This is a genomic window from Epilithonimonas mollis (assembly GCF_900142325.1).
GTDB classification, from domain to species: Bacteria; Bacteroidota; Bacteroidia; order Flavobacteriales; family Weeksellaceae; genus Epilithonimonas; species Epilithonimonas mollis.
Window position 1 is genome coordinate 588,496 of record NZ_FRAM01000001.1, and the last position, 14,214, is coordinate 602,709.

General features: G+C 37.7%; 12 protein-coding genes. 7 read left to right on the plus strand and 5 right to left on the minus strand.

The window, feature by feature from the left end; translation table 11 throughout:
- Positions 1 to 83 precede the first annotated feature (83 nt).
- The 5 genes from BUA97_RS02635 to BUA97_RS02655 form a co-directional block, all read right to left on the minus strand.
- Positions 84 to 2,069 carry a tail fiber domain-containing protein gene (locus BUA97_RS02635; protein ID WP_072996303.1) on the minus strand — a complete coding sequence of 662 codons (1,986 nt, stop codon included), beginning with the start codon at positions 2,067 to 2,069 and terminating at the stop codon, positions 84 to 86.
- Between the two features lie 214 nt (positions 2,070 to 2,283).
- Complete coding sequence (locus tag BUA97_RS02640; RefSeq protein ID WP_072996304.1) at positions 2,284 to 2,895, minus strand: hypothetical protein; 612 nt, start codon at positions 2,893 to 2,895, stop codon at positions 2,284 to 2,286.
- Positions 2,896 to 3,029: 134 nt separating this feature from the next.
- Positions 3,030 to 4,499, minus strand: a complete 1,470-nt coding sequence (locus tag BUA97_RS02645) for a hypothetical protein (protein ID WP_139258199.1) — start codon at positions 4,497 to 4,499, stop codon at positions 3,030 to 3,032.
- A gap of 16 nt (positions 4,500 to 4,515) precedes the next feature.
- Positions 4,516 to 5,079: a helix-turn-helix transcriptional regulator gene (locus BUA97_RS16975; RefSeq protein ID WP_139258201.1), complete on the minus strand. Its 564-nt coding sequence runs from the start codon at positions 5,077 to 5,079 to the stop codon at positions 4,516 to 4,518.
- A 404-nt stretch (positions 5,080 to 5,483) separates the two neighbouring features.
- Positions 5,484 to 5,987, minus strand: a complete 504-nt coding sequence (locus tag BUA97_RS02655; RefSeq protein WP_072996307.1) for a helix-turn-helix transcriptional regulator — start codon at positions 5,985 to 5,987, stop codon at positions 5,484 to 5,486.
- A gap of 223 nt (positions 5,988 to 6,210) precedes the next feature.
- Between BUA97_RS02655 and BUA97_RS02660 the strand changes: the two genes are divergently transcribed.
- The 7 genes from BUA97_RS02660 (at position 6,211) to BUA97_RS02690 (ending at position 14,186) form a co-directional block, all read left to right on the plus strand.
- On the plus strand, positions 6,211 to 8,352 hold the full coding sequence (locus tag BUA97_RS02660; protein ID WP_072996308.1) for an endonuclease MutS2: 2,142 nt from the start codon (positions 6,211 to 6,213) through the stop codon (positions 8,350 to 8,352).
- A gap of 101 nt (positions 8,353 to 8,453) precedes the next feature.
- Positions 8,454 to 9,500 (plus strand): 3-dehydroquinate synthase, encoded by a 1,047-nt coding sequence (gene aroB / locus BUA97_RS02665; RefSeq protein ID WP_072997185.1) that lies wholly within the window; start codon positions 8,454 to 8,456, stop codon positions 9,498 to 9,500.
- A gap of 159 nt (positions 9,501 to 9,659) precedes the next feature.
- Complete coding sequence (locus BUA97_RS02670) at positions 9,660 to 10,349, plus strand: porin family protein (RefSeq protein ID WP_072996309.1); 690 nt, start codon at positions 9,660 to 9,662, stop codon at positions 10,347 to 10,349.
- Between the two features lie 152 nt (positions 10,350 to 10,501).
- Entirely contained in the window at positions 10,502 to 11,203 is a 702-nt protein-coding gene (locus BUA97_RS02675) for a response regulator transcription factor (protein ID WP_072996310.1), read from the plus strand.
- 2 nt (positions 11,204 to 11,205) lie between these two features.
- The gene (locus tag BUA97_RS02680; RefSeq protein ID WP_072996311.1) at positions 11,206 to 12,597 is read left to right on the plus strand and encodes a sensor histidine kinase; all 1,392 of its coding nucleotides are present in this window, start codon (positions 11,206 to 11,208) and stop codon (positions 12,595 to 12,597) included.
- 207 nt (positions 12,598 to 12,804) lie between these two features.
- Positions 12,805 to 13,296, plus strand: coding sequence for a hypothetical protein (locus tag BUA97_RS02685; RefSeq protein WP_072996312.1), 492 nt, complete (start codon positions 12,805 to 12,807; stop codon positions 13,294 to 13,296).
- Between the two features lie 41 nt (positions 13,297 to 13,337).
- Positions 13,338 to 14,186, plus strand: coding sequence for a YoaK family protein (locus BUA97_RS02690; RefSeq protein WP_072996313.1), 849 nt, complete (start codon positions 13,338 to 13,340; stop codon positions 14,184 to 14,186).
- Positions 14,187 to 14,214 lie beyond the last annotated feature (28 nt).

Below are 14,214 nucleotides of genomic sequence, written 5' to 3' on the forward strand. Positions count from 1 at the left end.
CTTTTTTTATAGTGCTCCATAAAACACAGATGCGGGATATCTCTATCCCGCATGCTGCAATTGTATATTTAGAAAACACCTGCTTATTTCTTCGCAAGCTCATCGACCTTCTGCTGAAGCTTCAGGATCATTGCCTGCTGGTCTTCGATCAGCTTTTGTTGTTCCTGTACCGCTTTTACAAGAGGTGCAAAGAGATCATTGTAACGTACACTAAGTGTAGAATCATCTGCTTCGCTAACGATACCACTGCTGGTAACGCCATTATTTTTAAGTGTTTCCTGTAACTCCTGTGCGATGAAGCCGTACTCTGGCTTTTTGCTTTCATCATTTTTACGGACATAGGAAACCGGCCTTAGTTGATTGATAAAGTTCAATCCCAAATTAGAATCCTTAATATTATCTTTCAGTCTTCTGTCAGAAGTTACCGTCCAAGCTACTTGAACGCCCGCATAGGTAACCGCAGTATTGCCTATCCTTACCTGGTTGCTACCTGTAGCAGATGGAACACCAGCATTACTTCCTATAGTAGTATTATTGCTACCCGTGGTAATGTTTGCTCCACTAGTGTTTCCTACTGCAGTATTTGAATTACCTGTTGTTAATCCAAGCAAAGAATCGTGTCCAATAGCTGTGTTATCATTTACACCGTTTGCAACGGACATAGTTCTATTTCCAATACTAATATTTCTACTACCTGAAACAATACCATTTCCAGCAACGCTGCCAATTGCAACATTTGCTAATCCGGTTTGATTATTTGCTAAAGCATCTACACCAAAAGCTGTGTTTCCACCTCCAGTAGTATTATCCATAAGCGCTCTTATACCAAATGCTGTATTGGCAGAACCAGTAGTGTTTGTGCTCAAAGCATTTAAACCAAAAGCTGAATTTCGGTCACCCGTAGAGGTAAGAGGAAGAGATCCCACACCATAACTAGTTGATGTAGATTTTAATACTCCAGACACTACGTTATTTCTTTTAAACACCAAATCTACGTCATCAGTAGTGCCCAGAAAATTAGTTCCCGCTGTGGTTCCTGCATTTCCTGTGATATGCCAGTCATTGGTTTCTCCGGCAGGAGTCCCCCAATAAAGCTGAGCACCTGTAGCCGCTACTGCTCCGTCTGTCATCAGCACCTGTCCTGCGGTACCGTTGGTACGCGGGAAGATGTAGTTACCCTGGATCCCGGTGTTGGTGTAAAATTTAAAACTATTACCTAAAGTTTTGTTCAGAAAGATTTCCGAAGACCATCTGTTATCACCGGAACCTGAAGCCTGCCTGTGTTTAAATCTCAAATGGTCTTCTCCATCTGCCCCTATTTTTCCGTACATCTCCCAGTTGGAATCGGTCGTCGAGTTGGTACCGTAGAAGTCGAAATGCCCGTCATCATACATCTGATGAAAGATATTGGACTGGCCTGTCTTGACAATAGAGTTAAGAATAGTAGCAGGAGCCAGGCTTGTCAACGCTGTGTTAGTGGCATTCCCACTGTATGTGGAAATAGCCTTGGAGGCATCTGTAGACATGGTACCAAATGTAGAAGTACCGTCCGATGTCTGCATCCTGTAACCTCCTGCTACCTCGAACTGGTAACCGGAAACTGCAGCATCAAAGCCGGTTCCGACGGCTACTTTCCCTGCCTGGTAGATATTCTGGGTGTTTGCAGTAGCTTCCGTAGCTGTATTCTGCACCCTCCATGGTTCTGCTCCGCCTGCACCACCGGATTTGAGAGCTACCCACTGCACGCCGTCAAAATAGAAATAGCCGACAGCCGTCACATTCACTGTTTTAGCAGTGGTGGCTGCCGGTAAAAGAGCTTCGTTAACATACACGATCGCCCCGGTCTGGGGAGCTGTATAGAGTGCATCCTTCGCCTTCAGCTCAGACCCCTTTAGTCTCGGCGCTATGAGACCGTCTGTCTTGGTAATGTCTGCTGGTACCCCTGCAACATCAAGAGTGGCATTGGGGATATCCGTATTGATTCCCACACGCCCGGTCTGTGCGCGGACGATGGTTGTAGCAGAAAGCATAACGCCAATTGCTGCTATGATAATAATATTTTTTTTCATGTTAATCTTCAAATGTTTATAAAAATTCTTGTTAATGAGGAGGTGCTCCTCACGGGCGTCTGCAGTGCTCCTTCCCTGGCATCTGCACCGCCCGCAGCCGCTATGCTACTGTGAGTGGCTTATCCGACAAAGCGGTGCGGGCTCTTTCAGCAGAGTTCCGCTGCTTGCATATTGAGTTACAACCTCCACCCTTTGCCAGTGCAGGTATCATATATCAGGCCCGGCCCGGAGGGCCTCTGTCAGTGCATAGAACCGGAGAGGCCTGCGCACCCTTCATCTCGTAAAAGAAGCGGCCGACTCCGGAAGTGCATATACCAGATATATTATAGGGGCATGAGAAAACAGGTTTGGAAAGAAAGTATTTTTTCGCAGGATTCTGATTCTGTATCAGAATAATTGAAAACGCAGACCGGAACGATGATTTCTCCAGCGTATGGCTGGGGAGATATTTGGGCAAGTTATCGACGGGAGGTGTTGAAGAATACCGTTTGGTGATAGGCTTATCATCTTTCGGTTTGAGTTTTGGCTTTATTTTTTTGTGCCGGCTTGCAAAAGAGACCTGCTGGGAATCAGCATTAATTATTCTTGCATTGTAAAGTTTGTCTCCGCCAACAAGTGTAGCACCGGATGAGATATACATGATCCCCGGCTCCTGCTTCGGGATATCAGCGGAATCCTTTTTAATAGACGTCTCTGTCGTATTGAAGTTATTAGCCAATAATGGATTAGAGAAGAGAACTGACAACACAAAAAGAAGAGACACTACAAAATTATTTGCAGCACCTCTACTTGACGGCGGGATCATTGTGTTTTTATCAATTGACATTTGTGCGTGTTGCCCTTCTCTGAAAAGACGGAAACAAATGTATCATCGATGTGTGTCTCTAAAACAATTATAAACACAATGATAACCCTCATCAAGCTAACAATAACCCTCGATTTTCTTTAACCAGATCAGTATCAGACATTTAAAAACCACTGATAAATATTCTCATCTGCATTGATATTTAGTTTTTTTCTGATTCTTCCTTTTTTAGCAGTTACGGCTGCTACGGACATTTTTTTTGCTTCTGCTATCTGTTTGGCCTGCAGATTCAGCTTCAGTAAGGCACAAAATTCGATATCAGACACTTTGATATTAGAATTGATCTTTATCAGCTTATCCCCAAAATCCGGAAACTCATCCAAAAAATGAATGAAGAATGCTTTATCACCATTCAAAGCCTGATGGGTGAGCTCTGCTATTCTATAATTATTGTCGTCCTGAATAACGTTCCGACTTTGTTGTCTTTTAGCTTTTCTGCTAGCCGATCGTCTTAATAAAAAACAAAGGGCAAGCAACGATGCAACCAGAGCAACAATAAACAGATAAATAGTTCGAAAGGTATAAGATTTCATTTTATAAGAATCTATCATTTCCTGATCGAACTCCGGAATTAGCAAATCCGCATTGATGATATGGTTTACGTTTGTTTTTCGTACATACTTTGAACCTTGGTTTATTTTTTCTGAGTATGTCATGTACAAAAGGCTATTGTCTTTGTCTTTCTTCGCCTGATACACTTCAGCAATATCAGAATATAGGTCAGCTAGAACTAAGGAACTCTTCTCTATATGAATATGTTTTTCCGCAAGTGTGAGATGGTAAAGTGCAGTATCCAGATTACTTTCATTCCTGAACTTACTATCAAGGATCAATTTTGCGTAGGTCTTATGATACATTCCTATATCAAATGAATTACTAATTATTTTGAGGTATTTCTCCTGTACCTTCAAATAATATACTGCTTTTGAAAACTGTTTATTCTCAGTATAAATACCCGTTAGAACTCTAGCAGCAACAGCCACGAGATCAACTTTTTGGGGACTGTTATCAGGCAGTTGCAATGCAGTGTCATACATTGCTCTGGCATAAAAAAGCGTAGAATCTTTCTTGTTTTGCAAAGCATAAAGATTGATATATCTGGCATAATAATATGCTTTAATAGCAATTTTTCTATCCTTTTGCCGTATCCTATTAAAAAAAGCAGAACTTTTTTCCAGCATTTCGGCGGATTCATGATATGATGACTGATTAGCTAGTATACCTGCTCTCAATGCTTTAGCTTTACAATAATAAAAGTAATCGTTCTTTTCTAACGCAATCTTTTCCGCTTCGTCCAGATTGGATTTTACCCTTTCAGGATTCTTATCTGCGTTCAGATAGAATGCTGACAGCCTCAATAAAGATTCCAGTTTTCCTTTAGGATAATCTATTTCTCTGGATTTATAGTAAACTTCTGTCAATAGTGGCTCCAGATAATTAATATCGTGTATCTTGGAGGTATAATGAATGTTCAGCATACTGTCTATCTGCTTTTCATTGACCTGATTTTGAGAAAACAGACAGAAATGCGAGAGCATTAATATGAGCAATAAGTATCTTTTCATTAACTTTTAACTACAATTATAATCTGAACATCCAGATATACATATCCGTATCTGTAGGGATATATAGTTTTTTCCTTGTTCTGTATTTTTTACATTCTACAGATTTTACAGAAGTTTCTTTTACCTGAGCAATCTGCTTGGTATCCAGATTCATTTTTATCATGGCACATAGTTCTATATCAGAGGCCTTCATAGAAGGATTAATCTTCATGAGCTTTTCAGAAAACTCCGGATTAGCCTGCAAAAAAGCTCTATAAAAAGAGTCATCATTTCTTTTCAATAGTTCCAGAAGATCTGTAACAGAAATATTTTCTGACAGAGACCTGTTTTTATCTTGAATGGTTTGATAAACAGTTTTCTTAGAAAAAAAGCTTTTCTTAAACAGATGTATAACAGAAACTAAGGATAAGACGATAATCAGCCCAATGATAATTGTTTCTGAAATATTAAATCTGTCAGTAATCGCTTCTTTAATTTTTGCTTTATTATAATGTTCAGAATCTCCTGTTATTGTATTATAATCAGATGCAGGAATTATATTCCCTCCAATAAACTCTCCTTTCATTAATAACCAATGCATTATATGTATTGTAGGAAATAATATTTTTTTTGCCCGAAAATCTAAACTTTCCAGCAAACTATTAACCCGGTCATATGTTTTAGAATAGCGGATTGAGCGGGTTGCAAAGTTTTCAAACACATTTATTTGTTTTTTCTTACAGTTAATATCTGTGGATTTGTAATAAATTTCTGAGTATTTTTTGATTCCTTCAGTATTATAATAGTCATTGCTTATCAGGATGTTATAAGCAATATTTATTTGTTCTCTAGAAAATCTAACCTGACCATAACCAATCTGATATAATATAAAGAAAATAAAAATAAAAACAGATCTTCTCATCAAATTAATTATTTTTTCAGTTAATATCCTTAAAAATAACACAAAACTCTCAATTTTGATATAATATTATCAATAATTTAAAATTAAAATTTTGACATCCAGATATACATATCAATATCAGAGGGAATAAGAAGTTTTTTGCGTATGCGGTATTTTTTGCTCTCTATTGATTTCACAGAGACCTGTTTAGCCTGAGCTATCTGTTTGGTATCAAGGTTTAGCTTTATCATAGCACACAGTTCAAGGTCAGAAGATTTAACTGCGGCGTTTATACTCAGGAGCTTACTACTAAAAGCGGGAAATACTTTAATAAATTCAAAATAAAATAGCTGGTTATTTTCCAATGCCATTTTTATCAGTTCAGAAACCGAAACAATGTCATTCTCTTCATGACTGCCCTTAGATAAAAGATCAGAAGCCGTTTCAGAAGCGCTATTGTTTAAAAATCCTGATTTGTTTTTTATGACTAAAAAAAGAAATATTATCAATAATAACATGATGATTGATGACATAACAACAAGAACATGAGAATTATCTTCAGAATCAATAAGTAACATCCGGTAAGTAAAAGTGAGTAGAATAAGCATGGTTTTTCTATTGTGTTTTTTAGGGAACAAAAATAAATCAAGTGAGAAACACTCGTTTTACAGACATGCAATAATCCCACTCGAAACACAAACATTACCCCTCGAAAAACATCCAGTAAGCTGTTTGTCAGATTTATTCAATTATTTTTCTAATTATAGTAAACGTAAATCATAAAATCAGTTGCTTGAAAGTTTTTACCTTTCAAATTCGTAAATTTGCATTGTGAATATTAATCAAACCGACCTTAACGAATTAGAATTTCCTGAACTTCTTTCGGAAATTGCACCTTTTGCTTACTCGCCAAAAACGGCAGATAAAATAATGGCACTTCGTCCAATGGAAATTGACGAGGCTGAAATATCTTTGAAGAAAACCTCCGAATTCCTGACCAGTTTTGAAAGTTCCAATGCTATACCTTTTGATGAATATGAGGATATCGAAGAAGAGTTGAAACTAATGCTAATCGAGAATTATCGGTTAGAAAACAAATCGTTTATCAAAATAAAGACTGTAACGGAACAGATTGGAAAATTACAGAAGTTTTTTCCTCAGCTTTCAGAAGCATTTCCTACACTGTTGGAAGAAATCAAAGACCTGGAATTCCGGAAAGAGATTATTGATAAGATTGACAAAGTCTTTAACCGATTCGGAGAAATCAAGAGTGAGGCCTCAGCAGTTCTGAAAATATTAAGAACAGAAATCCAAAATGCCAGAAAAGCTATTGATGAAAATTTCAACCGGGCGCTTTCCACTTATTCCGATTTTCTGGAAGATATCAGAGAAAGCATTGTAGAAGATCAGAGAGTTCTGGCGGTGAAGTCGGGCTTCAAAAAAAGAGTCAACGGAAGAGTTCTGGGAATCTCAAAAACAGGTTCCATTACTTTCATTCAGCCGGAAAGTGTAGTAAAGCATTATTTTAAACTTAGAGAAAATCAGGAAGAAGAGAAAAAAGAAATTGACAAAATTCTTCGTCAGCTTACTGCAGAATTATCAGAATTCCAACCCCAGCTTTCGGATTATCAGACTTACATCTTTGATCTGGACTTAGTAAGGGCCAAAGCAAAATTCGCTGAAAAAGTCAATGGGATTTTACCAAAAATCAACAGGCATCAGACCTTGCGTTTGAAAGATGCATACCATCCTCTTCTCTGGATTCGGAATAAAAATGAAAACAAAGAAATTTTCCCTCAGACTTTAACCTTAACAGAACATAATCGAATCATCTGTATATCCGGCCCAAATGCGGGAGGAAAATCCATTACTTTGAAAACTGTAGGTTTACTGCAACTGATGATCCAGAGCGGGATTCTTGTTCCTTGTCATCAAAAATCAGAGATGTTTTTCTTCGAAACTATCATGACCGATATCGGCGATAATCAGTCGATAGAAAATCATCTTTCTACTTATTCTTCCCGACTGAAGAAAATGTCCGGAATGATCCGTGAAGCCGACAACAAGACTTTGCTTCTGATTGACGAATTCGGAACCGGTTCCGATCCTGAACTGGGTGGTGCACTCGCAGAAAGTTTTATGGAATATTTCTATGACAAAAAAAGCTTTGGAATCATCACGACCCATTATACCAATATCAAACTGGTGGTGGAACAACTCCCTGCAGCAACTAATGCGGCAATGCTTTTTGATGAACATTCCCTCGAACCGCTTTATAAATTGGAAATCGGGCAAGCCGGAAGCTCTTTTACTTTTGAAGTGGCAGAGAAAAATAAGATTCCGAGATTTATCATTAAAAATGCGAGAAAGAAAGTAGAACATGACATCGTGAATCTTGATAAAACGATTGTGAAACTTCAGCAGGAAAAATTCGAGGTCGAAAAGCTTAAATCCAATCTGGCAGAAACCAAAGAATCTGTAGAAGACAAGCGAGACAATCTTCAGAAACTGAACGAACAGCTTCAGCAAAAACTGTTTAATTTTCAGAAATTATATGAAGAAGAACACAGAAAGCTGCAATTCGGGAACAAGATAGAAACCTTTATCGACAGCTACGTAAAAGGTAAGTCCAGAAAAGATGTTGTAAAAGATTTTGTAAAAATTCTTGAGCAGGAAAAATTCCGGAAACTGGGAGCCGACAAAGATGAAAGCAAACGTCTGCAAGTCGTAAAACGAAAAATTACTCAGCAATTGAAAAAGGAAGAAGTCATAGAAAAAATTGCTGAAACCAACGAAAAAATTGAAGAAAAGCGCAAAGCAGAGCGCGCTGTCTGGATGAAAATCGGGCAACGTGTCCGAATCGCAGGAAGTACCAGCGTTGGAACCATTGAAAAAATTTCTAAGAATAAAGTCATTGTGAATTACGGAACTTTCAAAACCACAATTGATTCTGATGAACTGGAGAGAATCTAAATAAAAAGCACCCATTTCTGATGGGTGCTTTTCTTTATACAATCGATACTAATAAAAGCTTTATTCCTTTTTTGTTTCTTAACTTTGTTAAAATGTTAGCTATGATAAAAGAACTTGACAAAGATTTCAGCAGTCTTAATGAATATATCCGCCAACTCGACCCTAGCAAAATCTTCATTCTTGTAGACGAAAACAGTCACAATTACTGCCTGCCAATCATGCTCCCTAATCTGGAAATAGAAGTACCATTTGAAGTGATCGAAATAGAAGCCGGCGAAGAAAATAAAACCATTGAAACAGCCACCCAGCTGTGGGAAATCTTTTCCGAAATGGAAGCCGACCGAAAATCCCTGCTGATCAATCTTGGCGGTGGCGTTATCACGGATCTTGGCGGTTTTGTAGCTTCCACTTACAAAAGAGGATTCCGGTTCGTGAACGTTCCAACCACGCTTTTGTCTATGTGTGATGCGTCTATTGGCGGAAAAACAGGAATTGACCATCAGTATCTTAAAAATATCATAGGAACATTTGCTTTGCCGGAAGCGATCTTTTTTTATCCTAAATTCCTGGAGACACTAAAGTTTGAAGAGCTGCGAAGCGGCTTTGCCGAGATGCTGAAGCATGGTTTGATAGCAGATGAAAAACACTGGAACGATTTAATCAGTATTGAAAAGATTACTCCGGAATTCATTGAACCATATATACAAAGAAGTATGGAAATCAAAAATGAGGTTGTTTCCAAAGATTTCAAAGAACAAAATGTAAGAAAGACGCTCAACTTCGGCCATACAATCGGTCATGCTGTGGAAAGTCTCTTTCTAAAGAATGGAAATCTGATTCCTCATGGCGAGGCCGTTGCCATGGGAATGATCTGTGAAACGCACCTTGCACTTCTTTGCGGACTGATAGAAGTGGATGTTTCTTCCGTTATTATCAGCAAAATCAAAAGACTGTTTCCTTACATTGACATTTCGGAATTTAAAAATGCAGCAATCATGGATCTGATGTTCAATGATAAAAAAAATGAAGACGGAAATATCAATTTTTCTTTGATCAACAGCATCGGATCTTGTCTTTTTGACCAAAAAGTGAATGCAGAACATATTATTCTGACCTTGGATTTCTATAAAAATATGGGGAAAATATAATCTTATTATGCATTAAACAATATTTTTAAACAATTGAAAATAAACGCTTTATTTTAAAAATCACGACAGAATAACAGTTTATCATTATCGAAATTTTATTTTTTGGCAAAGAATTTGAAACTATCCAAACCGTAAAAACAAAATTTAAAATTTGAAATTATGAAAAAGTTATTTTTAGGATTAGGTTTAGTAGCAGGAACATTTGCATTTGCACAGACTAGTCCAAAATTCGGGTTGAAGGCAGGTGTTAACATTTCATCTATTTCTGATGACGGTTATGAAGATGCAAAATCCAAAGCAGGTTTCTATGGTGGTGTTTTCATGAATGCGCCATTGTCTGAACAGTTCAGCATCCAGCCGGAGGTATTATACAGCCAGATGGGCGCAAAAACTGTTGGGACGTACACTTCTAGCATCGGGGGAAACACATCTACAACAAAAAATTCTGCCAGTCTAAATCTGGATTACATTGCAGTACCGGTAATGTTTCAATTCCATGCGACGCCAAACTTTTATCTCGAGGCAGGTCCTGAATTCGGATTTCTAATAGGGGCAAAAGCAAAAGGTGATACTACTACCACTACGACTATTGGAGGTTCCTCCAGCACAAGCACAGAATCATACTCTTCAAGAGATATGAAGGATAACTTCAGCAGCTTCAACATGGGAGCAGGTCTTGGTCTAGGTTTTAACTTCACAGAAAACTTTGGCGTTAATGCGAGATATGTTGCAGGTTTTACCGACATCAATAAGAAAAATGACGGTTCCGACGGAACAACATCTACAAATAATGATAACAACAAGAACAGAAACAATACGTTTCAGGTTGGTCTATCATATAAATTCTAATCACCGAAATCACAAAATATTAATGAAAGACTGTCTTCAGGGGCAGTCTTTTTTATTATCAATTTAATTATATAAATGCTTTTATGATCCGAATTATGTAATTCCATAAGTTTTTCAGCTCATTCTAATTTTATATTTTTGTGGAGTTAGTTATGAAAAAAATTATTCTTATAGAAGACGAGTCCAGCGTGGTTTCCTTTATCAAGAAAGGGTTACAGGAATTGGGTTATGAGATTTCCGTAGCTTTTGATGGTAATACAGGTATCAAGTTAGTTGGTGATAATGATTTTGATCTGATCATTCTCGACATTATGCTGCCCGATATCAACGGTCTGGAAGTCTGCAAAGAAATCCGGAAAAAAAATAAAACCGTACCCATTCTTTTTCTGACAGCTTTGGATTCTTCTGAGAATATTGTATTGGGACTGGAAAGCGGCGGCGATGATTACCTTGTAAAACCATTCAAGTTTATCGAACTGGTTGCCAGAATTAAATCTTTATTAAGAAGGAGCAGTCACAATAACGGAACCGATTCCAGTGAAGCTGACAATGAAAATATCTATCATTTTTCTGATCTCACTGTAAATGATTACACCAAAAAAGTAACCCGTGCAGGAACAGAAGTTTCCCTGACGTCAACAGAATATAAGCTCCTGCTCTATTTTCTGAATAACCCTGAAAAGGTTATTTCAAGAGCAGAAATCCTGGAAGCCGTCTGGGGTGTGAATTATGAACTGGGAACCAATGTTGTGGATGTATATGTCAATTATTTAAGAAAAAAACTCGACTATCAGGAAGATGACAAATTGATCCATACTGTTATCGGAATGGGTTATGTTCTGAAAAAATCTTAACAATGCTGAAAGGAAATCCTACCAATCAAACTAAAACCATGCTTCTGCTGATGCTCGTCTTTACAGTTGTTATTCTTCTGTTCAGCGGATTGGTGTATTTTTCCATCGTCAATTTTTCTCACCAGCGATTCTATGAGCTATTAAAAATCCGGGCAACAACCATTGTCCAGATCGAAAAAAGCAAAGAACATCTTGACATCCCGGAAAATCATATCCTTAATAGCCTGAATGATGAAGAGCTGCCAATGGAAAAAGATTATGTTTTTGAAGTGCCGAAGGATTCCAATTACAGTAAAATCTCTCATCAGATCCATATTCCCGATACATTTTTTAAGAATATCGTTAAAAAAGGCGAAGACAATTATAATGACAAAGAGTTTTATTATATCGGGCAGTCTTTCAGAGCCAACAACAAAACCTATATTGCGATTGCTTCTGCCCAGAACCATTATGTTGTCTATTACCTTGGTTATCTGAAAAGAACGCTGATCACCTGCATGATCCTTGCTTTATTCTTTTCGATGATTTTCTCTTTTTACCTTTCGAAAACACTCTTTAAACCATTGTTGAAAATAACAGGAAAAGTAAAAGAAATCAGTTCAGAAAACCTGCATCTCAGATTAGAACCTCAGCCGGGAAATAAGGAACTGAATGAGCTGGTGGAAACTTTCAACGATATGCTGAACCGAATCGAAACGTCCTTTGAAACTCAGAATCACCTGATCGGAAATGTCTCTCATGAGCTGAGAACTCCTTTGACATCTATCATGGGCGAAGCGGATGTGGCATTATCAATCCGGAGATCTGAAGAACATTATCAGGAAACATTACAGATCATCCTGAACGAAGCCGAAAAACTGGACAAAAAAATCAAGGCATTATTAATGATTGCCCAAACCGGATTTGACGGCAAAATCCAGAAAATGGATAAGGTCAGAATGGATCAGCTGCTTTGGGATGTTATAGAAACAGCCACAAGAATCAATTCCAAAAATAATGTTTTTATGGACATCAGCATGCTTCCGGAGAATCCGAAGAAACTGAAAGTCCAGGGCAATGAACAGCTCCTGCATCTTGCAATGGCAAATATCATTAACAACGGTTGCAAATATTCCAATTTTCAGCAGGTCAAAGTGTCTCTTGGCGCCACAGACAATCACGTTTACATCATCATCAAAGACAGCGGAATCGGGATTCCTGATTCTGAAATGGATAAGATCTATGATCCGTTTTTCCGGGCTTCCAACACAAAAAATTATGAAGGTTACGGAATTGGCTTGCCTCTCGCACGAAACATCATCAGAATCCACAATGGTGAGTTGATTGTAAATTCCAAAGAAAATGTCGGAACTACGGTTCAGATTCGTTTTCCTATTTATGTTCCGTCAGAATAAAACGCAGATTTTCTCGAAGGCGACGTAGATCGAAATCCATTTTTGCATGTCTGAAACTGGTTTTTTTATTAAAATTAATTTTTTAATTGAAATTCTAATCTCATTTTAATCTCTTTAATTACATTTTAATTTCATTCCAAAAGCATTCTAATTTGGTCAATATAGTTTTGTATCATAAAAATAACAAAACCTATAAAACAAAATATTATGACCAAAACCATTTTAATTGCTACCGATTTTTCTCTTGAGTCTCTGGATATATTAAAAAAAGTTCTGAAGAGCAAAACGGAACAGAATGATCAGAGCCGTTACAACATTCTCTTTGTTGCCGGATATGACATGGGTGACTCTATCAGAGAACTTTTGTTTACTACCAAGAGTTCTGTTTTTGGAAAAATAAGATCTCAGGAGTTTTGTGATGCCTACAGCATTATCAACAACAAATATCCGAACCTGATCAACAAGATCTCCTGCGATATTTTCACGGGAAGCTTTCAGAGAACATTCGACAGTTATATAGAAACAATGGCTGTGGATGAAGCTTATTTCTCTTCCCGAAAAAGCATCGGTCTTAAGAAATGTCAATTCGACATTATACCTTATCTGAAAAAGTGCAGACATATCAATGCTGTAGAAGTCGTAACTCAAGTTCCGGAATTTTTTCCTGAAAAAGGAAGACTGGCAGAGGTTTTCATGTAAGATTTGCACAAATTATCATCAATCACTAAATTAAAATAAAAATGTTAAGAAATTATAGTAACAGCAGAACGTTGGGAGACAACATCAGACTGGGAACGCTGACTGCCTTCACGGCAGGTACTATAAACATAGCATCCCTGTTGATATTTCTATCTTTCACATCCAATGTAACCGGACATTATGCGATTCTGGCAGCCGAAATCAGCCAGGGAAACTGGACTCAGGTTTTGGTGGTTGCGGGATGGATTTTCCTGTTCTTTTTCGGTGGATTTATCGCAAATCTAAGCGTTATCAACTTCAATAAGAAAAGCAAATATTTTGCGCATGCGCTCCCGATTATATTAGAAATCCTTTGTCTTTTGGCAGTAGGAATCTACGGACAGTTTTACTATAAAAAGACCCTGGAAGAGACAGAAATGCTTGTAGCACTAATGCTATTCGCAACAGGTTTACAAAACGGTCTGACGGCGAGCATATCAAACTTCTCTGTAAAAACGACACATCTGACAGGAACAACCACCGATCTTGGAATCCTGTTCTCCATGTTTACGCAGAAAAAATTCAGGAAAAACCCCGAACTTATAGGAAGAGCCAAGCTATTGATGAGCATTATGACGGCTTATCTTTTAGGTGCTGTGTTTTCAGGACTCACATACTATCATCTGGAATTCCGGGTATTTTATGTAATAAGTGTCTGTCTTCTGGTAGTAATCGGATATGATTTTTATAAAATCAACCTCAGACATTTCCAAACAGAATACAGATATTACAAGATCTATCACAAGCCTACCCTGTTGGCATTTTTATATTACAGAATCCACAGCAAAGACGAAAAAAGAACTGTAAGTAGACCTAATACAAATGCAAAATTGGTCTTTAGCGAAAAATAATTCATTTTCCAAAAACCTCCATACAAAT

Excerpts from the sequence above, each read along its gene's own strand:
- BUA97_RS02635 (WP_072996303.1), bottom strand. The coding sequence starts at position 2,069 with ATGAAAAAAAATATTATTATCATAGCAGCAATTGGCGTTATGCTTTCT.
- BUA97_RS02640 (WP_072996304.1), bottom strand. The coding sequence starts at position 2,895 with ATGTCAATTGATAAAAACACAATGATCCCGCCGTCAAGTAGAGGTGCT.
- BUA97_RS02645 (WP_139258199.1), bottom strand. The coding sequence starts at position 4,499 with ATGAAAAGATACTTATTGCTCATATTAATGCTCTCGCATTTCTGTCTG.
- BUA97_RS16975 (WP_139258201.1), bottom strand. The coding sequence starts at position 5,079 with ATGCATTGGTTATTAATGAAAGGAGAGTTTATTGGAGGGAATATAATT.
- BUA97_RS02655 (WP_072996307.1), bottom strand. The coding sequence starts at position 5,987 with ATGCTTATTCTACTCACTTTTACTTACCGGATGTTACTTATTGATTCT.
- aroB (WP_072997185.1), top strand. The coding sequence starts at position 8,454 with ATGATAAAAGAACTTGACAAAGATTTCAGCAGTCTTAATGAATATATC.
- BUA97_RS02670 (WP_072996309.1), top strand. The coding sequence starts at position 9,660 with ATGAAAAAGTTATTTTTAGGATTAGGTTTAGTAGCAGGAACATTTGCA.
- BUA97_RS02675 (WP_072996310.1), top strand. The coding sequence starts at position 10,502 with ATGAAAAAAATTATTCTTATAGAAGACGAGTCCAGCGTGGTTTCCTTT.
- BUA97_RS02680 (WP_072996311.1), top strand. The coding sequence starts at position 11,206 with ATGCTGAAAGGAAATCCTACCAATCAAACTAAAACCATGCTTCTGCTG.
- BUA97_RS02685 (WP_072996312.1), top strand. The coding sequence starts at position 12,805 with ATGACCAAAACCATTTTAATTGCTACCGATTTTTCTCTTGAGTCTCTG.
- BUA97_RS02690 (WP_072996313.1), top strand. The coding sequence starts at position 13,338 with ATGTTAAGAAATTATAGTAACAGCAGAACGTTGGGAGACAACATCAGA.